The 21,065-nt window shown below is 48.4% G+C and carries 25 protein-coding genes and 1 pseudogene; 2 read left to right on the forward strand and 24 right to left on the reverse strand.

Translation table 11 applies throughout. The features are described 5' to 3' along the window. Positions 1-6: 6 nt before the first annotated feature. Positions 7-612 (forward strand): DEAD/DEAH box helicase, encoded by a 606-nt coding sequence (locus tag CW734_RS19205; protein ID WP_232787278.1) that lies wholly within the window; start codon positions 7-9, stop codon positions 610-612. Between the two features lie 53 nt (positions 613-665). Here the strand turns inward: CW734_RS19205 and CW734_RS18515 are convergent, their stop codons facing one another. Next, a complete protein-coding gene (locus CW734_RS18515; protein WP_167358041.1) occupies positions 666-809 on the reverse strand; it encodes a hypothetical protein in 144 nt (47 codons plus the stop codon). A 20-nt stretch (positions 810-829) separates the two neighbouring features. Next, positions 830-1,240, reverse strand: coding sequence for a single-stranded DNA-binding protein (locus tag CW734_RS14180; RefSeq protein WP_101191245.1), 411 nt, complete (start codon positions 1,238-1,240; stop codon positions 830-832). Between the two features lie 330 nt (positions 1,241-1,570). On the opposite strand from CW734_RS14180, the gene CW734_RS14185 reads away from it, so the two are divergent. After that, complete coding sequence (locus tag CW734_RS14185) at positions 1,571-2,011, forward strand: YwpF family protein (RefSeq protein ID WP_101191247.1); 441 nt, start codon at positions 1,571-1,573, stop codon at positions 2,009-2,011. 54 nt (positions 2,012-2,065) lie between these two features. Here the strand turns inward: CW734_RS14185 and fabZ are convergent, their stop codons facing one another. From fabZ to CW734_RS14295, 22 genes and pseudogenes are all read right to left on the reverse strand, one after another. Continuing rightward, positions 2,066-2,503 carry a 3-hydroxyacyl-ACP dehydratase FabZ gene (fabZ, locus tag CW734_RS14190; protein WP_101191249.1) on the reverse strand — a complete coding sequence of 146 codons (438 nt, stop codon included), beginning with the start codon at positions 2,501-2,503 and terminating at the stop codon, positions 2,066-2,068. Between the two features lie 59 nt (positions 2,504-2,562). Then, on the reverse strand, positions 2,563-2,826 hold the full coding sequence (locus CW734_RS14195; RefSeq protein WP_101191251.1) for a DNA-directed RNA polymerase subunit beta: 264 nt from the start codon (positions 2,824-2,826) through the stop codon (positions 2,563-2,565). A gap of 103 nt (positions 2,827-2,929) precedes the next feature. Beyond that, positions 2,930-3,925 (reverse strand): rod shape-determining protein MreB, encoded by a 996-nt coding sequence (gene mreB / locus CW734_RS14200; RefSeq protein WP_101191253.1) that lies wholly within the window; start codon positions 3,923-3,925, stop codon positions 2,930-2,932. A gap of 215 nt (positions 3,926-4,140) precedes the next feature. Beyond that, positions 4,141-5,439 (reverse strand): UDP-N-acetylglucosamine 1-carboxyvinyltransferase, encoded by a 1,299-nt coding sequence (gene murA / locus CW734_RS14205; RefSeq protein WP_101191255.1) that lies wholly within the window; start codon positions 5,437-5,439, stop codon positions 4,141-4,143. A 373-nt stretch (positions 5,440-5,812) separates the two neighbouring features. Then, positions 5,813-6,046, reverse strand: coding sequence for a DUF1146 family protein (locus CW734_RS14210; RefSeq protein ID WP_058382972.1), 234 nt, complete (start codon positions 6,044-6,046; stop codon positions 5,813-5,815). A 167-nt stretch (positions 6,047-6,213) separates the two neighbouring features. Next, positions 6,214-6,616 (reverse strand): annotated as a pseudogene (locus CW734_RS14215) (F0F1 ATP synthase subunit epsilon). Positions 6,617-6,640: 24 nt separating this feature from the next. Next, the gene (gene atpD, locus CW734_RS14220; protein WP_058382970.1) at positions 6,641-8,056 is read right to left on the reverse strand and encodes a F0F1 ATP synthase subunit beta; all 1,416 of its coding nucleotides are present in this window, start codon (positions 8,054-8,056) and stop codon (positions 6,641-6,643) included. Between the two features lie 78 nt (positions 8,057-8,134). Further along, a complete protein-coding gene (gene atpG, locus CW734_RS14225; protein WP_101191257.1) occupies positions 8,135-8,992 on the reverse strand; it encodes an ATP synthase F1 subunit gamma in 858 nt (285 codons plus the stop codon). A 48-nt stretch (positions 8,993-9,040) separates the two neighbouring features. Next, positions 9,041-10,549, reverse strand: a complete 1,509-nt coding sequence (gene atpA, locus CW734_RS14230) for a F0F1 ATP synthase subunit alpha (RefSeq protein ID WP_101191259.1) — start codon at positions 10,547-10,549, stop codon at positions 9,041-9,043. A gap of 28 nt (positions 10,550-10,577) precedes the next feature. After that, positions 10,578-11,108 carry a F0F1 ATP synthase subunit delta gene (locus tag CW734_RS14235; protein ID WP_101191261.1) on the reverse strand — a complete coding sequence of 177 codons (531 nt, stop codon included), beginning with the start codon at positions 11,106-11,108 and terminating at the stop codon, positions 10,578-10,580. Further along, positions 11,105-11,626, reverse strand: coding sequence for a F0F1 ATP synthase subunit B (gene atpF, locus CW734_RS14240; protein ID WP_101191263.1), 522 nt, complete (start codon positions 11,624-11,626; stop codon positions 11,105-11,107). The genes CW734_RS14235 and atpF overlap by 4 nt, the downstream gene beginning before the upstream one ends. Positions 11,627-11,941: 315 nt before the next feature. Further along, positions 11,942-12,154, reverse strand: a complete 213-nt coding sequence (atpE, locus tag CW734_RS14245) for a F0F1 ATP synthase subunit C (protein ID WP_008433003.1) — start codon at positions 12,152-12,154, stop codon at positions 11,942-11,944. 60 nt (positions 12,155-12,214) lie between these two features. Beyond that, complete coding sequence (atpB, locus tag CW734_RS14250; RefSeq protein WP_101191265.1) at positions 12,215-12,925, reverse strand: F0F1 ATP synthase subunit A; 711 nt, start codon at positions 12,923-12,925, stop codon at positions 12,215-12,217. 28 nt (positions 12,926-12,953) lie between these two features. After that, entirely contained in the window at positions 12,954-13,325 is a 372-nt protein-coding gene (locus CW734_RS14255) for an ATP synthase subunit I (RefSeq protein ID WP_101191267.1), read from the reverse strand. Positions 13,326-13,328: 3 nt separating this feature from the next. Beyond that, complete coding sequence (locus CW734_RS14260) at positions 13,329-13,550, reverse strand: AtpZ/AtpI family protein (RefSeq protein WP_058382963.1); 222 nt, start codon at positions 13,548-13,550, stop codon at positions 13,329-13,331. A 386-nt stretch (positions 13,551-13,936) separates the two neighbouring features. Next, positions 13,937-15,055 (reverse strand): non-hydrolyzing UDP-N-acetylglucosamine 2-epimerase, encoded by a 1,119-nt coding sequence (wecB, locus tag CW734_RS14265; RefSeq protein WP_101191269.1) that lies wholly within the window; start codon positions 15,053-15,055, stop codon positions 13,937-13,939. Positions 15,056-15,074: 19 nt separating this feature from the next. Further along, entirely contained in the window at positions 15,075-15,704 is a 630-nt protein-coding gene (upp, locus tag CW734_RS14270; protein ID WP_058382961.1) for a uracil phosphoribosyltransferase, read from the reverse strand. A gap of 135 nt (positions 15,705-15,839) precedes the next feature. Further along, positions 15,840-18,014 carry a GGDEF domain-containing protein gene (locus CW734_RS14275; RefSeq protein ID WP_101191271.1) on the reverse strand — a complete coding sequence of 725 codons (2,175 nt, stop codon included), beginning with the start codon at positions 18,012-18,014 and terminating at the stop codon, positions 15,840-15,842. Positions 18,015-18,113: 99 nt separating this feature from the next. Then, positions 18,114-19,349 carry a serine hydroxymethyltransferase gene (gene glyA / locus CW734_RS14280; protein ID WP_101191273.1) on the reverse strand — a complete coding sequence of 412 codons (1,236 nt, stop codon included), beginning with the start codon at positions 19,347-19,349 and terminating at the stop codon, positions 18,114-18,116. Then, positions 19,336-19,920: a TIGR01440 family protein gene (locus CW734_RS14285; RefSeq protein WP_101191275.1), complete on the reverse strand. Its 585-nt coding sequence runs from the start codon at positions 19,918-19,920 to the stop codon at positions 19,336-19,338. Before CW734_RS14285 ends, glyA begins: the two co-directional genes overlap by 14 nt. A gap of 12 nt (positions 19,921-19,932) precedes the next feature. After that, a complete protein-coding gene (rpiB, locus tag CW734_RS14290) occupies positions 19,933-20,370 on the reverse strand; it encodes a ribose 5-phosphate isomerase B (RefSeq protein WP_101191276.1) in 438 nt (145 codons plus the stop codon). Between the two features lie 197 nt (positions 20,371-20,567). After that, the gene (locus CW734_RS14295; RefSeq protein ID WP_101191278.1) at positions 20,568-21,002 is read right to left on the reverse strand and encodes a low molecular weight protein arginine phosphatase; all 435 of its coding nucleotides are present in this window, start codon (positions 21,000-21,002) and stop codon (positions 20,568-20,570) included. Between the last annotated feature and the right edge of the window lie 63 nt (positions 21,003-21,065).

The following is a 21,065-nucleotide window of genomic DNA, read 5'->3' on the forward strand; positions in this document are numbered from 1 at the left end:
CTGAAAATGCTCAGCAAGCTGAAACAGCTGTGCAATCACCCGTCCCTTTATTTGAAAGAGCCGTATACGACCGCAGACGAGTTATTGCCTCGCTCCCAGAAACTCGAGCGTATCGTGACACTTGCGGGGGAAATCGCGGAACGCGGGGAGCAATGCTTGATCTTTACGCAGTACATCGGAATGGGCCATCTGCTGCAGCAGGCACTGAATGAATTATACGGGCATGAAGTGCCGTTTTTAACCGGCCATATGCCGAAAAACCAACGTGATTCACTTGTCGCTGCATTCCAGAATGGCGAATTCCCGATATTCATCCTATCCTTGAAAGCGGGTGGAACCGGGCTCAACTTGACGGCCGCTACGCATGTGCTGCATGCAGACCGCTGGTGGAACCCGGCCGTGGAAAACCAGGCGACCGACCGTGCTTACCGCATCGGCCAGACCCAGTTTGTCCACGTCCATAAGTTTGTGACAATCGGGACGATTGAAGAGAAAATCGATTCACTGCTTACGCAGAAGCAGTCGATGTCGGACCAGTTTATCCAATCGAGCCAGTGGATGACGGAACTGTCCGATGACGAACTGAAAGAATTGTTCACGTATAGCTTCTAAAAAATCCGGCCAGGACCCCACCTGGCCGGATTTTTTCTTTTGGACAGCGATCATCAGTTTTTCTCGCCTGTGGCGAAGACCCGTTTCAGTTCTGACAGCTCCCGCTCCGCTTCAATCATTCGCTGATGAAGCGAAGCGGTCAGTTTGATCAATTGCTCCATATGGACTTCCAATTGGAGCTGAAGTTCTTTCGGCATTCCACTTGCCTCCTTATGCTTCAACTGTTCACCTGCTCAGTTTCGGGCGGCTGAAAATCGAACTCCGCATTAGAATCCGTTTCCGTCCGCTTGGGGATAAGATCGTCTGAGGGCTTTCGTTTATCGAGGAAACGTACTTGGTCGCCGATTACTTCCGTTACATAAACACGGGAGCCATCTTCCTTATCGTAATGGCGTGATTGGATTCTTCCCGTAATGGCGACTTGCGAGCCTTTCATGCAATACTTGGCAACGTTTTGGGCTGTCCGCCCCCAGGTGGAGCAAAGGACGTAATCGCTTTCGATTTCACCACGCTGATTTCTGAAGTTGCGGGAAATGGCCACGACGAAGGTAGTATGTACGCGCCCTTCCCCCAGCACCCGCATCGACGGGTCTTTCGTTAATCGTCCTACAATGCCTACTTGATTCATTGACTTCACCCCCTGCCAGACAGGCCGATTCAGCTGCTGGCTTGTGGCCTGCCTGCTGTCCTGCCGGTAATGAAAGCATACTAATACCGCTATTTCCTTGGCAATGTGGGAAATCGCGGATTTGAAAGGATTTCGGGCATCATTTGCGGGATTTTGAAAAGGGCGAAAAATTTTTTTGGACATACTGCTGCGTAAATTATAGTGTTTCTTGAATAGCAGGCTTATTTACAAAATCGCCATTTTGTTGCAATGCATTTTTTTCCATAGACATTCGCCGGGCATTTCCCCGCTATGCTATACTGAAACAAAGCTTTATCTGGAGGGAATTGCATGAAAACCTTTAAAATGCTGTCGCTCGCCGTTGTAGACGGAGAACAACTTGTAGACTACCCGCTCCATGACGGCCTGATCATCAACCAGGAAAATTCCCAGCGTTCATGGGTTCTTGAACTGCTGGTGGACGAAAAGCATGAAGCTGTTTTTCTCGATATGAAACAAAGCGGTAAAGTACATGATGTCAAAGTCGTCATTTCCTACCCAGGAAACGAACCCGCGACGTTTGAAGTGATTATCCATGCCGTCAAGCCGATCGGCGGACATGTCTCTGTGCTGATGAAAGGGACCTTGAAACGCGCACGCCGCAAATACGCCGAGACTTTGTTGTCGGAGCTATTGGAAGACGGGCTTGAAGGAGAGGAACTGCTGGAGCGTTTTGAAAGCGATATGCGGGAACGGCCGGTATTGCGAAAAGACGAAAGTAAATCCACATAATAAAACTGCCTCCCGCGGCCGAATTGGCTGCGGGAGGCAGTTTTGGTTTCGATTTTATTTTTCCTGAACTGGCCCAAGCGCGAATAAAATGTCGCATTCACAAGCGATTTCGCCGTCTACCGTCGCAATGGCATGGCCTTTGCCCATAGAACCGCGCAGGCGCGTCAACTCCACTTCCAAGCGCAATTGGTCACCTGGCGTGACTTGGCGCTTGAAACGGCAATTATCGATGCCTGTGAAGAAGGCTAGGCGGCCCTTGTTTTCTTCCATCTGAAGAACGGCGGCTGCCCCGACCTGTGCCAGCGCCTCGACGATCAAGACACCCGGCATTACAGGGTAACCCGGAAAATGGCCGTTAAAGAAATCTTCATTAGCGGTAACGTTTTTCAACCCGACCGCTTTTTTCCCCGCTTCGATTTCAACGATTCGATCGACCATCAAAAAAGGATAACGGTGAGGCAAAATTGCCTGTACTTGTTCTGTCGTCAACATAAATTCCATTCCCTTCTACACTCTCTGCTTGTCTTCCATCAGGCTTTATCGCTTCCTGATCAAGTGACACCGCGCATGATATCAAAGATATGCTGCCACGTTTCCCATTTTAGTGCATCTCCTGCATTGCCATCTCCGATGACACCGTATCCGATCATAGCGCCCAGTGCTGCCATAACGACGAGAAGCGCGATGACCAGGAGGATGCGCAGCCAAATCGGAAACATGCGGATTTGCACCCAGCGCGTTTTCTTTTGTGGCTTTTCGGTTTGCGTATTCGGTTTATCTGGCTGAGTCGAGCCAGCTTTTCGTGATTGTGCCATTGCTATGTCAACCTTTCCTCTTTAAATGCCCAATGCCATACAAGTTTCTTCACTATCTGCCATTATACTAAAAAGCGTGGGCTGTGAAACAAAAATTTGAATTTTATCTCCTGGAACGGAAAATATCCTGTTTTGCTTCAAGCATTTTCCCGGTTCCAAGAACGACGCATTCTTTCGGATGTTCCGCAATGGCGACCGGAATGCCGAGACGCTCTGACAGCAGCCGGTCCAATCCGCCCAGCAAAGCACCCCCGCCAGTCAACACGCCGCCGCGGTCGATAATATCCGATGCCAGTTCAGGCGGCGTTTGTTCGAGCACCACGCGCACGCCTTCTGCAACTTGCTCGACCGATTCACGCAAAGCTTCCGTGATTTCCTGGGCCTCCAACGTAATCGTCCGCGGATAGCCCGTCAGCATATCTCGCCCCCGGTTGTCCATCGTGGCTTGTTGATCGCCGCTCAGCGTTCCGAATTCGACTTTCAGTTTCTCGGCTGTCCGTTCCCCGATCAGCAATTTGTATTTCTTTTTGATGTAATGAAGGATGTCCAGATCAAAATGATCGCCTGCAACTTTTAAGGTTATGCTTTTGACGATTTCGCCCATCGACAAAACCGCAATATCGGAAGTGCCCCCGCCGATATCGATGACGAGGCTCGCATCTGCCTGATAAATATCAAGCCCTGCCCCAATAGCCGCAACTTTCGGCTCCACTTCGACATAGACTTTCCTCGCTCCCGCTTTTTCTGCTACTTCGCGGATCGCCTTCTGTTCGATGCTCGTGATATTCGCCGGGCAGCAAATGAGGATGCGCGGCTTCATCATAAAGCCTTTCAGTTTCAGTATTTGGATAAAATGCTTGAGCATCAATTCCGTAATATCGAAATCATGGATGACGCCGTCTTTTAAGGGGCGGATCACCGCAATATGCTGGGGTGTGCGGCCCATCATATTCTGGGCTTCCGTTCCGACGGCGATCAGTTCATTGGATTTTTTATCGACTGCTACTACAGACGGCTCGTTTAAAATGATGCCTTTGCCTTTTACATAGATCAGCACATTGGCTGTCCCGAGATCGATGCCTATATCTTTCGAAAACATTACGCCGTCCCCTTCCCATATTCTGCGATGTTGATTGAACTTTAATTTTCCAAGCTTGCATATCCATTAGAATTGTCTAATTAAAATCTTATCATAATCCTGCAATGGCTGACAAAATTCTCCGAAAATACTTTCAGCCCATTTTTCTACGAAAAAAGCCTGCCGCTCAATTGTGCGGCAGGCTCTTGATCTTATGAAGTATAAGTCCTGATGAATTAAACCATTTGCTCTTCTTTTACTTCGCTTGTTTCAGTCGATACGCGTTCGATGTCGGCACCTAGAGCTTCAAGCTTCAAGTGGAAATCAACATATCCGCGGTCTAAATGATAAAGTTCGTGTACGCGTGTAATTCCTTCAGCAGCAAGTCCAGCCAAGATCAATGCAGCAGCTGCACGAAGATCTGTCGCTGATACTTGTGCGCCTTGCAATTTAGAAGGGCCTTCCATGATGACTGAGCGGCCTTCGATTTTGACGGATGCATTCATCCGGCGGAATTCTTCAACATGCATGAAGCGGTTTTCGAAAACCGTTTCAGTCAAGATGCCGCTGCCTTGCGCAGTCAACATCAATGACATCATCTGTGATTGCATATCTGTCGGGAAACCTGGGTGAGGCATCGTTTTGATGTCGATTGAACGGAGCGGGCGTGTAGCGCGGATGCGCAAGCCTTCATCCGTCTCTTGGATATCGACTCCCATTTCGCCCATTTTCGAGATCAAGGCAGCCATATGTTCCGGAACGGCGTTTTCGATGATGACGTCACCTTCAGTGATGGCAGCTGCCACCATGAATGTTCCAGCTTCTACACGGTCAGGAATGATTGAGTGATTCGAACCGTGGAGAGTCTCCACACCTTCGATGCGCATAGTGTCTGTACCGGCGCCTTTGACGTTTCCGCCCATTTCGTTGATATAATTCGCTAGGTCAACGATTTCCGGCTCTTTCGCTGCGTTTTCGATGATCGTTACCCCATCTGCAAGCGCTGCGGCTGACATGATGTTCTCTGTCGCTCCGACACTTGGGAAGTCGAGGTAGATTTTAGCACCGCGCAAACGGCCATCTGTTTTAGCTTCAACAAAGCCGTTTCCAAACGTGATGTTCGCTCCCATTGCTTCAAAGCCTTTTAGGTGCTGGTCGATCGGACGAGATCCGATAGCGCAGCCGCCTGGCAAAGCGACACGGGCAAATCCGTTGCGTGCAAGTACCGGTCCCATGACGAGAATCGATGCACGCATTTTACGGACATACTCGAACTGTGCTTCACTCGAGAGTTGTGAAGATGCGTCGATGTGCATCTCGTTTTTCTCTGGGAAATATTCGATGTCGACATTCAAGCTTCTCAATACTTCCTGAATGGTGTAGACATCCGCAAGATTCGGCACTTCTGTAATGAAGCTTTTTCCTTCACTTGCAAGAAGCGCGCCTGCCAATACTGGCAGTACTGCGTTTTTCGCTCCTTCTACCCGTACTTTCCCTGTTAATTTCTTTCCGCCTTTAACGATGATATGATCCAAAGCATAGCCCTCCATGTGTTTAATAGTCCCTTATTTATACAGCTCTCACGTATATTTTCACATTTAATAATCTCTGTAGTTTATGGTAGTAAAAAATGAAAACCTTATATATAATACCTTGTTTTTTGATAAGAAACAAGCATTACAAGGCTTTCTTATCAAAAACTCAATATACCCCATGTTGTTCGTTAACATAGGTATTTTTATGTCCGTGGCGCAAAAAAAAATATTACAAAATGATTACAGTTAATTGTTTCCCCACTTCAATAGAAATAAACCCTTAGACACTGAATATTTCCCGGGAAATAGTAAAACATTGCCGATTTGCCATAGGAACGGCCTGCATCCGCATTACCATGGCAAATCGGCCATGCTAAAATAGGTACGGCAATTGCCTGGACCATGCCGAAATCTCCAAAAAGAAGTTGGAAACGGACGTTCCGATCACAATGCTCAAAAATATGTATAAAATCTGTGCCTGCAATACATGGTGTTTAGCTATCCATTTATCGAACATCACAGCCCGCAATGCATAAAATGAAACGCCGGTGAAAAAGATATGGCTGATGATTGAAATCAATGCCTGCTGTCCGATGTATAATTCCACTCTACACTCTCCTTTCGTCTCGTATCTTATTTGTTGAAACCCCTGCTGTTAGTATAGCTGAAATTATTTCATATGGCATAAAACTTCATGAGTTTTTCGTGAAATCTTGTCCATAATCCAATAAAAAAGACGGACGGAAGCAAATCGCTTCCGTCCGTCCCATTTTATTAAATGTTACCCTCATAAACGTTGATACGATTCATCGCACGTTTTAACGCCAATTCCGCGCGTTTGTAGTCGATCTCATCTTTTCTTGCCTGAAGAAGTGCTTCAGCACGTTTTGCAGATTCCTGCGCACGCGCCAAGTCGATCTCAGTCGCAGTTTCTGCTGATTGAGCAAGAATCGTCACTTTTCAGGGCGGATTTCAAGGAACCCACCGCTTACAGCGACCAATTCCGTCGAGTTTTCTTTCTTTAACCGGACTGCGCCGATTCCAAGAGGAGCTACTGTCGGAATGTGACCAGGCAAAACGCCCATCTCACCGGTTGCTGTAACTGCAATCACCATAGAAACTTCTGAATCGTATACTGGGCCGTCGGGGTGACAATATTGACTGTAATGGTCTTCATTTTTTTCCCTCCTGGTCCCTGATTTTAGACTTGTACGCCCATGCCTTTGGCTTTTTCGATAACTTCTTCGATGCGGCCGACTAGGCGGAAAGCATCTTCCGGAAGATGATCGTATTTGCCTGCAAGGATTTCCTGGAAGCCTTTGATCGTTTCCTGAACTGGAACATACGAGCCTTTTTGGCCAGTGAACTGTTCAGCAACGTGGAAGTTTTGAGACAAGAAGTTTTGGACGCGGCGTGCACGGTTAACCGTCAGCTTGTCCTCATCGCTCAATTCGTCCATACCAAGGATCGCAATGATATCCTGAAGCTCTCTGTAACGCTGCAAAGTTTCTTGAACCTGACGTGAAACACCGTAGTGTTCCGCGCCGACGATTTCAGGAGACAACGCGCGGGAAGTAGAAGCAAGTGGATCCACCGCTGGGTAGATACCCATCTCAGAAAGTTTACGCTCAAGGTTAGTTGTCGCATCAAGGTGGGCAAACGTTGTTGCCGGAGCCGGATCCGTATAGTCATCGGCTGGAACATAGATTGCCTGGATCGATGTTACAGAACCAGCGCTAGTTGTTGTGATACGCTCTTGCAATTGACCCATTTCAGTCGCAAGTGTCGGCTGGTAACCAACCGCTGATGGCATACGTCCAAGAAGGGCGGATACTTCAGAACCTGCTTGCGTGAAGCGGAAGATATTATCGATGAACAAAAGAACATCTGCGCCTTGCTCATCACGGAAGTATTCAGCCATTGTCAAACCTGTCAAAGCAACACGCATACGTGCGCCAGGCGGCTCGTTCATCTGACCGAAGACCATTGAAGTTTTCTTGATAACGCCGGATTCGCTCATCTCGTGGAACAAGTCGTTTCCTTCGCGCGTACGCTCGCCAACACCAGCGAATACAGAAAGACCGCCGTGCTCTTGTGCGATGTTGTTGATCAATTCCTGGATCAAAACAGTTTTACCTACACCGGCACCACCGAAGAGGCCGATTTTACCACCTTTGATATAAGGGGCAAGCAAGTCAACAACTTTGATACCAGTTTCAAGGATTTCAACTTCAGTGGAAAGGTGTTCGAACGTAGGAGCCGAACGGTGAATCGGATCGCGGCGTTCTGATGCCGGGATTTCCTCACCCAAGTCGATTACTTCACCAAGTACGTTGAATACTCGGCCAAGTGTAACATCTCCGACAGGAACAGAAATTGCTCTGCCCAAATCGGTTACTGCTGAACCGCGCTGCAATCCGTCAGTGGATTCCATTGCGATGGTACGAACTGTGTCGTCGCCAAGGTGCAAAGCTACTTCAAGAGTCAAAGTAGTTTGAGCTTGATTGGGACGATCAATATTAACGGTTAGGGCGTTGTAGATCGCTGGAAGTTGGCCATTGGAAAACTTAACGTCTACAACCGGACCCATAACCTGAAGAACGTGTCCTGTGTTCATGCTGTTCCCTCCTGTCTTACTTTTATTGAACCTATTTAAAGCTCGAGCGGCTTCATCAGCCGCTTTTGCTTCCTTATTCTATTCTAGAGCCGCAGCTCCGCCGACGATCTCTGTGATTTCCTGAGTGATCGCAGCTTGGCGTGCACGGTTGTAGACAAGCGTCAGATCGCCGATCAATTCTGATGCGTTGTCGGTTGCGCTCTTCATTGCTGTCATGGAAGCAGCATGCTCACTTGCTTTGCCGTCCAGCAAGGCTCCAAAAATCAAGCTTTCCGCGTATTGTGGAAGAAGAACTTCCAGAATCACTTCCGCTGATGGGTCGAACTCGTAAGAAGCAGTCGATCCTGTTGGCTGAATGTCAGTCAACGGCAGCACTTTCTTTTCGGTAACCTCCTGGGAGATGGCAGAAACATAATGGTTATAGTACATATAAACTTCGTCATACGTACCATCTGCGAACATACCAACAGCTTTGCGCGTTATTTCCTTGATATCCGCAAACGCTGGGTGGTCCGGAAGCCCGATTGAGCTTTCGATGATGTTATAGCCTTTCTTCGCAAAGAAGTCACGGCCTTTCCGCCCGACGCTGAGGATAACAAATTCGTCGCTTGACGTGTGGCGCTCGTTGATTTTAGCCATGACAGTACGCAAGATGTTACTGTTATAGCCGCCAACAAGGCCACGGTCAGAGGTAATGACCAAATATGCCGTTTTCTTAACAGGGCGTGCCATCATCATAGGATTCGACACGTCGCTAGAACCGGCTGCGATCGAAGCGACCACATCCTGGATCTTTTCCATATATGGAACAAAAGCTTTCGCGCTCATTTCTGCTTTGTTCAATTTAGAAGCGGAAACCATCTGCATCGCTTTCGTGATTTGGCTTGTTTTCTTGGTTGACGTAATTCGTGTTTTTATATCGCGTAAAGATGCCACTGGTATTTCACCACCTTGTTATTTTTTCTTCCGATCCTGCCAGGGAGCTTATTCTGATTTCGCGAATGTGTGCTTGAATTCGTTGATTGCTGCGCCGAATTCGTCGTCAGATGGCAATCCCTGAGTTGAGCGGATGGTATCCAAAACGTTTGTGTGGTTTGTATCCAACCAGCTAGTCAATTCAGCTTCGAAACGAGTGATGTCTTGTACAGGGATATCGTCGAGGAATCCACGAGTCAATGCGTAGAAGATAACAACTTGTTTTTCAACTTTAATCGGGCTGTTCAAGTCCTGCTTGAGAACTTCAACTGTACGTTTACCGCGCTCAAGTTTTGCAGCTGTCGCTGGGTCAAGATCTGAACCGAATTGGGAGAATGACTCCAATTCACGGTAAGCTGCCAAGTCAAGACGCAAAGTACCGGCAACTTTCTTCATCGCTTTGATCTGAGCTGAACCACCTACACGGGATACAGAAAGACCTGCGTTGATCGCTGGGCGAACACCGGCGAAGAAAAGATCCGATTGAAGGAATATCTGGCCATCCGTAATCGAGATTACGTTTGTTGGGATATAAGAGGAAATATCGCCTGCTTGCGTTTCAACGAACGGCAATGCAGTGATCGATCCTGATCCAAGTGATTCGTTCAACTTCGCTGCGCGCTCAAGAAGGCGTGAGTGAAGGTAGAAAACGTCACCTGGGTAAGCTTCACGGCCCGGAGGACGACGAAGCAAGAGTGAAAGTTCACGGTAAGCGGAAGCTTGTTTTGTCAAATCATCATAGACGATCAAAACGTGCTTGCCATCGAACATGAAGTCCTCAGCCATCGTGATGCCGGCATAAGGAGCCAAGTATAGAAGTGGAGCTGGTTGTGAAGCAGACGCTGTAACAACGATCGTGTAATCAAGCGCACCGTTTTTGCGGAACGTCTCAACAACGTTACGGACAGTCGACTCTTTTTGGCCGATTGCTACGTAAATACAGATCATGTCTTGGTCGCCTTGGTTCAAGATAGTATCGATTGCGACAGATGTTTTACCAGTCTGGCGGTCACCGATGATCAATTCGCGCTGCCCACGGCCGATTGGCACAAGAGCATCGATTGCTTTAATACCCGTTTGAAGCGGTTCGTGCACGGATTTACGTGCCATAACGCCTTGTGCTGGGCTTTCGATAGGACGGGATTTAGTCGTGTTGATCGGTCCAAGACCATCAACCGGCTGTCCTAGTGGATTTACTACGCGCCCGATAAGTTCTTGCCCTACCGGTACTTCCATAATACGGCCAGTTCGACGTACTTCATCGCCTTCTTTGATGTCTGCGAATGGCCCAAGGATGATGATACCAACGTTGTTGGCTTCCAAGTTCTGTGCCATACCCATTACACCATTAGAGAATTCTACAAGTTCTCCAGCCATGATGTTGTCGAGGCCATGAGCGCGAGCGATACCGTCACCAATGGTGATGACTGTACCGACTTCGTCAACTTTCATCTCTGATTGATAGTTTTCAATCTGTTGCTTAATCAGATTGCTGATTTCTTCAGCTTTGATGCTCATGTATTTCACCCTCTCATAATTTCATAAATTAGCCGATTAATTGACGCTGCAGGCGGGCAAGTTTCGTGCTGACGCTGCTGTCAAAGATGCGGTTTCCGATTTGAAGGCGCAATCCACCGATCAATGATGGGTCGATTACGTTTTCAATCCGTAAAGAATTTTTGCCGATGCTTTTCGCGAAAGCCGTGGAAAGAGACGCCGTTTCTTCTTCCGTCAATGGACGAGTTGAATAAACTGTTGCATCCTCAATTCCCTGCTCTTCGTTTGAAAGCTTGATATATGCTTGTGTCATATCACTGACTTCGTTCATGCGTCTGCGCTCACCCAACATCTGAAGTGTATTCAAGACATACGTGTTAACCCCTTGAAATACTTCGTTGATGAGGTTTGTGCGCTTTTCAGATGAAAGTTTCGGTGAAACGATCAATTGGTAAAGTTCAGGAGTCAACTTGAAAACTTTACGTACTTCACGGAGATCCTGTTCGATTTCCAAAGTCACATTGTGTTCTTTGGCTACCTGGAATAATGCCGATGCGTAGCGCTCAGCGACTTGGCTCATTGCACTTCGCCTGCCTTCGCAATCGTTTCGTTAATCAACTGACGGTTGTCTTCCTCAGAGATTTCCTTGTCCAATACTCTCGTAGCTGCCAACAAGGACAGAGCCACAACTTCTTCACGTACTGCTGCGATCGCTTTTTCGCGCTCGTTAGCAATTTCTGCCACTGCGGATTCTTTCATGCGAGCAGATTCAGCACGCGCTGTCGTAATGATTTCCTCACGAGAAACTTCGCCTTGTTTCTTGGCATTTTCAACGATTTCCTGCGCCTGGTTGCGGGCATCCTTCAAAAGGTTGCGCTGCTCATCAAGCATTTGCTGTGATTCCTGACGGCTTTTTTCAGCAGTTTCGATCTCACTTGCGATCAGATCTTCACGTTGCTGCATAACGCCCATCAATGGACCCCACGCAAATTTCTTCAACAGGGCCATTAGGAGCAAAAAGATGACCAATGTTGCGATGATGTCTCCAATATTCAAAAACTCCCCGGTTGCACCGAGTACGAGGTGATCAAAAAACACGATTGTTTCACTCCCTTCAAGAGCCTAAAATACTTTTTCTACTATTATATATACTGCTTAAAATCGTTAGATGTGCTGTCGAAATCCAAAATGCATCATACAAGCATAAATGGCGAAAAACATGCCGGAGCATTCTCGCCATTTAGCTTTTCAGTAATAAATTGCTTTGTCTAGTTCTTCCGCTTTTCGCGATGTCTAGACTCCAGTGCCTAGCTCTTCGGGACATAAGTCAACCCAGCTGTGCGGCAAAGAACGCCGCTTCGCTGGTTCGCCTTATGCCTGTCAGAGCTGAACAGGCACTTTCGCTTTTCGAAATTAACGGTTCATTACGATGAACGCGATAACTACGGCGATGATCGGCAATGCCTCAACCAAAGCTACACCGATGAACATTGTTGTTTGAAGAACGCCGCGTGCTTCTGGCTGGCGAGCGATACCTTCAACTGTTTTTGACACGATAAGTCCGTTACCGATACCTGCACCTAGTGCTGCTAATCCTACTGCAATTGCTGCTGCTAATAAACCCATTTTAAAATGTCCTCCTCAGGATAATTGTTTTTTTTTGTTTTGCCCGAAGGCAGTTTATACTCAATGGTCTTCGCTAACTTTATGCGATAAATAAACCATCGTTAACATAACGAAAATGAACGCTTGGATAGCCCCGATAAAGATCGAGAACCCTTGCCATGCCATCATCGGCAAGATCGCGCTTGCGAATCCAAGAATACTTGCTGAAGCAAGTCCTGCCAACAAAGTAAGCAAGATCTCACCAGCGTAGATGTTACCGTAAAGACGCAGACCGAGTGTCAGCGTATTTGCGAATTCCTCAATGATTTTAAGCGGGAACAAGAACGGCATCGGTTTCAGGAAGTCTGAACTGTAGCCTTTCAAGCCTTTCAGCTTAATACCATAATAATGGCTCAAGATGATGATTGTTGCAGCCAATGTCATTGTCACGACTGGATCCGCTGTTGGTGATTTCCACCAAAGGTCTCCGTTGACGACAACAGCAAATGGGAGCCCGAGCATGTTCGAAACGAAGATGAACATGATCAGCGTAATTCCAAGTACATGGAATCGTCCGCCATCCCGCCAGTCCATATTGCTTTTAATGATTCCTTTGACAAAGTCCATGACCCATTCCATGAAGTTCTGCATGCCTGTCGGCTTCAGCTTCAAGTTACGGGTAGCAAAGAACGCAATAAGGAAAACAATAAGAGCGGCTACAAGCAGCATCATAACGTTCGATAGGTTGAACCAGATTCCGAACACCTCGAGCATTGGAGCGCCATGATCCACGATAAATTCACCTCTCTTTCCACTTTCTTTAATGGTGTTTCATGTGATAAACGATCCGCTCCGCCAAAAGGAGACCGTAAGGGATCATCAACCCGATTACCGCACTGACCAAGTGTATATGCTCAGCGAACAAAATAGCGATCGCCACAACGGCTACACCTGATGCGAACCGTAATGCCGTTCCGAGAGAACGGACTTTCGAGCCTTCTGCCACCGCCCGGTCGAATTTTTCCATTCTCCGGACCAGGATCCACATATTATAAATGCCGAACAGAGATCCGACGATCAAGCCTGCGAACACTTCCGGATAAGGAGTGACTCCCCACCCTAAAACGAACACGGCGAGGATGAAATACATCAGCCTCTTCAATCTTTTATAGATCTCTTGAAGTCCATCCATTTTTTACATGTCTCCTGATTCGAATTTTCGGACGGTCTGAAGCATCGCCCAAACCCCGGCACTAAGACCGACGAGCAGGCAGATGATCAAAAAGAGCGGGGCGGTTCCGAATTGCTCATCAAGCCACATCCCTGTAAAGACTCCGATTAGTACGGACCCGACAAGTTGCGAGAGAATGACGGAATAAATCGCCATTGCTTGTAAGGGACTTTTTTTCGGGTGCATGATAAACCCCTCGAAATTCATAATGATTTGACATTCACGCCCATAAAAAGAGCAGTCGCATCTGGCTTTCAATAGCACATCCATTATGTATGAAAACCCTCTCATGCAGACCCTTTGTAAGCATACAATAGGGGTAAAATCATGTCAATTACATGTAGTGAAAAACTTCACAAGCAAAAACCCGCCGACATATGATTGACAAATTTGTTACAAGAAAAGCGAGAGCGCCTGCCCAGCTCCGTCAGGCATAAGACGGATCAGCAATGCGGCGCTTTTTGCCGCAATGCTGGAACGGCTTATGACCCAAGGAGCTAGGCGCTCGAGCTAGACATCAAGAAAAGCGAAGGTGGCTGAACAAAAACACTCCCTGCTCTCCCCCCTTCTCCTTACAACTCGCCGAAATACTTGTGCAAAGCTTCCACGATCCGCTGTGATGCTTTTCCGTCGCCATATGGGTTCGATGCTTGCGACATCGCTTCATACGCGGAGGCATCCGTCAGCAATTCTTTGCCGAGGCGGTAAATCGTTTCTTCGTCAGTACCGGCGAGTTTCAACGTGCCGGCATCGATGCCTTCCGGACGTTCCGTCGTATCACGCAACACCAAAACTGGCTTACCGAGAGACGGCGCTTCTTCTTGTACCCCGCCCGAATCAGTCAGGATGAAATAAGACTGGGCTGCGAAGTTATGGAAATCCAATACTTCGAGCGGCTCGATCAAGTGGATGCGCGGGTCACGCCCAAGCACTTCGTCTGCCACTTCGCGAACAGCCGGATTCATGTGGACCGGATAGACCACTTGGATGTCCTCATGCTCTTCGGTCAAGCGCTTGATCGCACGGAACATATTGCGCATCGGTTCACCAAGGTTTTCACGGCGGTGGGCGGTCAATAAGATCATGCGGTCACTGCCGATTTTATCGAGCACCGGGTGATGATAATTTTCACGCACTGTCGTCTGCAAAGCATCAATCGCCGTATTGCCCGTAATATAGATTGTTTCTTCTTTTTTATTCTCATCACGTAGATTCTGCGCAGACTTCTCGGTCGGCGCAAAATGGATGTCCGCCATGACACCTGTCAATTGACGGTTCATCTCTTCCGGGAAAGGAGAGTACTTATTGTGGGTCCGGAGCCCAGCTTCTACGTGCCCGATCGAAATTTGATTGTACAAAGCGGCCAAACTTGCCGCGAATGTCGTCGTCGTATCTCCATGGACCAGCACGATATCCGGTTTCGCTTCTTTCATCACATCATCCAAACCTTGCATAGCCCGTACCGTTACATCGCTCAAGGTTTGGCGGTCTTTCATGATGTTCAAATCAAAATCGGGGGTGATGCCGAATGTTTCGAGCACTTGGTCAAGCATTTGGCGATGCTGTGCGGTGACAGTCACAAGAGGTTCGATCGTTTCTGGGTGCTTCTGCAATTCCAACACAAGAGGCGCCATTTTAATCGCTTCCGGACGTGTACCGAAAATCGTCATCACTTTCCATTTTTTCGTCACTTCTGATCAACCCGCTTTCTTATTTTGTTCCGAACAAGCGATCTCCAGCATCGCCGAGGCCAGGCACGATATAGCCTTTTTCGTTGAGCTTCTCATCGAGTGCCGCGATATAGATATCGACATCCGGATGTGCTTTTTGCAAAGCTTCCACACCTTCTGGAGCTGCGATGATGCACATGAACTTGATTTTCGTCGCGCCGCGCTTTTTCAAGGAATTGACTGCTTCAATCGCAGAGCCGCCTGTCGCAAGCATTGGATCGACGACGATCAATTCACGTTCAGAGACGTCTGAAGGCATCTTAAAATAATATTCCACTGGCTGCAAAGTTTCCGGGTCGCGGTACAAGCCGATATGGCCAACCTTCGCCGCCGGAATCAATTTCAAGACACCGTCAACCATTCCAATTCCTGCACGCAAAATCGGTACGATGCCCAATTTTTTCCCGGCTAAAACGTTCGACTTGGCAACTTGCACAGGCGTTTCCACATCGATTTCCTGAAGCGGAAGCTCGCGTGTGATTTCAAAGGCCATCAAAGTTGAAATCTCATCAACCAATTCACGGAATTCTTTTGTTCCAGTCGATTTGTCGCGGATATACGTCAGTTTATGCTGAATCAGCGGATGATCAAAAACGAATACTTTTCCCACAGTGTATCTCTCCTTTTTCATACATTTTCCTAAACAGTATAACAGAAAATGAAAAGGTTTAGAGCGTCACCCCTGCATTAGAATTATTCAGTCAACTTTCATAGGCAAAATAAAAAACCAGGGCCAATGCCCCGGTTAGAGTAGATGTGCTTCATCGATCGGCATCGGCCGGTGGAATAAAAAGCCTTGGGCGATCGTGCAGCCCATCTCAAGCAATTGCGTCCGGTCGTCTTCTGTCTCGACGCCTTCCGCGACTGCCCGCAGCCCTAGATTATCCGCCAATTGGATGATGGTCCGGATGACGGCACGCGTCCCATGCTCCTCCATATTGGACACAAAGGAACGGTCGATCTTGATTTCTTCGACAGGCAGCTTCTGCAGATAGCTGAGGGACGAATAGCCTGTCCCGAAATCATCGATGGAAGTCGCAAAGCCATATTTTTTCAGCTGGTCGAACACCGTACCAGCCGTATCGATATCGACGACCCCAATGCGTTCGGTGATCTCCAGCTGAATCCATTTCGGATCCACGCCGAATTTTTTCGTTTCATCCACCAAATGCGGCACGAAGGAATGATGAAAGAAATGTTCCGCCGAGATATTGATCGCCACTTGGCGCAACTGCAGCCCCTGTTCCTGGCGTTTTTTCAGCCAAGACAAGACTTGCTCGATGACATGCTGCTCAAGCTGGCGGATCTTGCCGTTCTTCTCCGCAGCCGGAATGAAAATGGCAGGCGAAATATCGCCAAGTTCCGGCGACTTCCAGCGAGCCAGTGCCTCGAAGCCGAGTATGTCCCGGCTTTCGAGCGCCACTTTCGGCTGAAGGAAGACACTGATTTCTTTTCGTTTGAGCGCCACCGTCAATGCATTGGCCACGCGCAAGTCGCGCATCATCACTTCATCTTGTTCATTTTCAAAATAGCAGACCGCCTCGCCGATGCGTTCTTTCGCTTTCGATAAAGCACTGTCAGCACAGCGAACCAGCTCTTCCGCGTTCTGCTGGGCAGGCGTGACAATCGCCACGCCGACTTTGACAGTCAAAAACAAATCCATCTCACCGATCGACACCGGTTCCCGCAGGCTGCTTAAAATATCCTCCAGAAATTCAGGCGCGCGCGTTAAAGGAATGGTGCTGTAGAGCGACAGCCGCGAATCGGAAAAGCGTGCGACCAGTTTTTCCCCGGCACCGCCTGCCAGGACAAGACGGCGTCCAAGCTCCCGGCATAAATCATTGCCTGCCCGGTGGCCGTATTGATCGCTGATTTTGATGAATTCGTCTGCCGAGATAAACGCGACAAAACCTTCTTTTCCATCCTTTAGCAGCTCTTTCAGTTCCGTGCGGAAATAATGGCGGTTCGGCAGCCCTGACTCCTCATCGATATAGGCAAGACGCAAAATCTCTTCTTGTTGGCGCGAGAATTTTACTGCCAAGGAAACGATCGAGGCGATTTCTTCCATAAAGACCAGATCTTTGTGCGAAGGCTTATAGACTTCCGGAAAGTAAATCCCGAATGTACCGATGGCTTCTTCCTTGCCATTAAAAATCGGCACGGACCAAATCGCTTTGATCCCGAACCGGTCGAGAACGTCTTGCTGGCCGCTTAGAAGGGAATCCTGTGCTGCATCTTCCACAATGACTGGCTGCTGCCGCAGATAAGCCGCTCCGCAAGGGCTAACATCGGCTGATACTTCTAAACCGCGCATCCCCACAGTGAATTCATCCGGCATCGATTTTGCTGCCCCCACCTGAAAACGTTTCGCCTCGTCCACCAATAGGACCGTACAGCGTGAACCGTCAAGGAAAAACGATTCAGCCGTTTCGCAGATGTTCTGTAAGAGCATACCGAGCATATGTGCCTTTTCAATGCCTTTATACGTCTCTTTCTGCAGGTCAATCAAAGTTTCCGCACGCCGGCGGTCGCTGATATCCCGTTGAAGCATCAGGATATAACGCAATGATTTTTCCGGAAACGCCAAGGGCTGAACCGTGATTTCGTTCCAGAAAGGCGTCCCGTCTTTCCGGTAATTGACGATTTCAAAAATGCCGGGTTGGGCCGATGCCGTCGCTTCGCGTATTTGGCTGCCGGTATTGGCATCGGTTTTCGTCCCGTGGAGGAATTTACCGTTTCTTCCGATAACTTCCTCTTCGCTATAGCCGGTCATTTCAAAAAACGCCTCATTGGCATAGGCGATTGGGTGGTCGGAAATTTCCGGGTTCACGACAACAAAACTCGTGTGGAATTCAATCCCGAGACGGCGCAGCCAATCTATGATCACTTTTCGGTCTTCCTGGATTTCATATTGATGCATACGCGTCCCTCCCAGTTTTTCTCATTATGTATGGTGAAAAAGCCGCCAATGCATGCGGCGGCTTTATTCATTTCAATATTCATCTAAATAATCAACTGCTTATTTATACAAAGGATGGGCAGCTGTCAATTTTGCTGTACGCTCAGCGGCTTCCTTCTTCACAGCTTCGTCTTCCGGATTTTTCAATAGAAGCGCCATGATTGAAGCGATTTCCTTCATTTCTTCTTCTTTGAAACCACGGGATGTGACGGCTGCTGTTCCGAGCCGGATGCCGGATGTGACGAATGGGCTTTCCGGATCGAACGGAATTGTGTTTTTATTAGTCGTGATGCCGACTTCATCCAACACATGTTCCGCTACTTTGCCCGTCAAGTTAAGTGAACGGAGGTCGAGTAGCAATAGATGGTTGTCTGTGCCGCCGGAAACGATGTCGACACCTTTAGCTGTTAGGCTATCAGCCAAGACATTCGCATTTTTGACGACCTGGTCGATATAGTCTTTGAACTCTGGCTTCTGGGCTTCGCCGAAAGCAACGGCTTTTGCCGCAATGACGTGCATCAACGGGCCGCCCTGGATGCCAGGGAAAATGATTTTGTCGATTTTTTTCGCAAATTCTTCTTTGCAAAGAATCAAGCCGCCGCGAGGGCCGCGCAATGTTTTATGGGTAGTGGAAGTAACAAAATGTGCATGAGGCACTGGGTTCGGATGTGCACCGGTTGCGACAAGCCCTGCAATATGCGCCATGTCGACCATTAGGTACGCGCCGACTTCATCAGCGATTTCACGGAATTTCGCGAAATCCAATGTGCGGGAATATGCACTTGCGCCGGCAACGATCATTTTCGGCTTGTGCTCAAGAGCTGCCTGGCGAACTGCTTCGTAATCGAGCAATTGCGTATCTTTATCGACGCCGTACTCGACGAAATTATACTGCATGCCGCTGAAGTTGACTTTGCTGCCGTGCGTCAAATGTCCGCCGTGATTCAAGTTCATGCCAAGAACCGTGTCGCCTTGTTCAAGCATCGCTGTGTAGACAGCCATATTAGCCTGTGAACCAGAGTGAGGCTGGACGTTTGCATGGTCTGCGCCGAAAATTTCTTTCAAGCGGTCACGTGCGATATTTTCCACTACATCTACAAATTCACAACCGCCGTAATAGCGTTTGCCCGGATAGCCTTCTGCGTATTTATTGGTCAACACGGATCCTTGTGCATCCATAACTGCCTGGGATACAAAGTTTTCCGATGCGATCAACTCGATATTCGCTTCTTGGCGTTCTTTTTCCGCGTTCATTGCTTCATATACTGCCTGATCCTGCGCCTTAATCAATTCCATCTGTCTTTCCCTCCCGTGATTGAAGAACCTGGCGATCATAGCTCGCACGGACACCGCCGATCAATTTCGGACGTGTCGTCGCACTTGATACGATCGCTTCCCCTATTAGTTTAACAGAAGTCCGCACCGGAACGGCGACTCTTTTTAAATGCATGCCGATCATCGTCTGCCCGATGTCCACTCCGGCGTGGGCAGCAATTTCCTCGACGACGACAGGGTCACTCATATTCATGAAGGCGTAAGCACTCATCGATCCGCCTGCTTTTGCCACCGGCACTACCGATACCGGCTCCAAGCCATAGCGTTCGGCAGCTGCACGCTCAATGGTCAGCGCGCGGTTAATATGCTCACAGCCTTGAAACGCCAGAAACAATCCGTGTCGTTCTGCAAACGCGCGCAACGGTTCGAACAGGCTTTCTGCAATATCGAGCCCACCGCCTGTGCCGATGCGCTCGCCGGCCACTTCAGAAGTCGAACAACCGACGACGAATAATTGGCCTTCCTTGAATGCAATCTGTTGCTCCAATTCTCTGAGAACTTCTTCAAGCTGCAACTGCCATAAGCTTTGCATGCTTACTCCTCCTTAGTTTTCGAGTGCGCTGATTTTCTGTACACGGTTTTCATGACGGCCGCCTTCAAAATCAGTAGTCAGCCATGTTTTCGCAATTTCTTGCGCAAGCCCTGGTCCGATGACACGTTCGCCCATCGCCAAGATATTCGAATCGTTATGCTCACGCGTCGCTTTCGCGCTGAATACATCATGTACGAGCGCGCAGCGGATGCCTTTTACTTTATTAGCGGAAATCGACATGCCGATTCCTGTCCCGCAAATCAAAATGCCTTTATCGAATTCTCCGCTTGCGACACCTTCCGCTACCGGTTGTGCATAATCCGGATAGTCGACAGAGTCGTCCGTTTGCGGCCCAAAGTCTTTGTATTCAATCCCAAGCTCATTCAATAGATTGACTATCTCTTTGCGCAAATTATTGCCGCCGTGGTCTGATGAAATTGCTATTCTCATGATTAACCCTCTTTTCGTTTTCATTTAGCAGACAGTGCTCAAATCAGCGCCGCCGCTTTTATTTAATTCTAACATTTTTGAACAGTTCCATGTTACTTCCTCACGCCTGCTTTCTGCAACTGAAATCTTCGCGTGCGGCAATCGAAAAAAACTGTCCCGAAGCACATGCAGTTATGCTCTTGGACAGCTCTTTCCAGTTACATGATGTCTAATTGCTTTGCCATCTTGTCGATCAATTGTTCCAACTCTTGATACGTCTCGCGGTAATCAGCCAAGGAACCTCCGTAAGGATCGCTGACATCTCCAGTCGAGCCTTCCGCAAATTCCTTCACCGTGTGCAGCTTTGTCGCTACTTCTGGATAGTATTGCATGAGCGCCATCTTATGCGAATAAGTCATCGTCAAGATCAACTCCGCCCATTCCACATCGCGCGGGCCGAGCGGCTTCGAGATATGGTCGAATTTGATGGACTGCTCGCTCAATACTTTCTGTGCATTGGCTGATAGCGGCGCTTGCCCCGCATAGATCCCGGCCGAGCGGGCTTCTATTCCCTCGATGTCACGGGTGTGCACAATCGCTTCCGCCATCGGGCTGCGGCACGTATTTCCCGTGCAGACGAATAAAATCTTCATCTAATCCCCCCTTATCCAAGCTTCTGTGTCGCCATCTTTTGCGTTCAATGAACTCTCCAGATT

The organism is Planococcus sp. MB-3u-03 (assembly GCF_002833405.1).
GTDB lineage: Bacteria > Bacillota > Bacilli > Bacillales_A > Planococcaceae > Planococcus.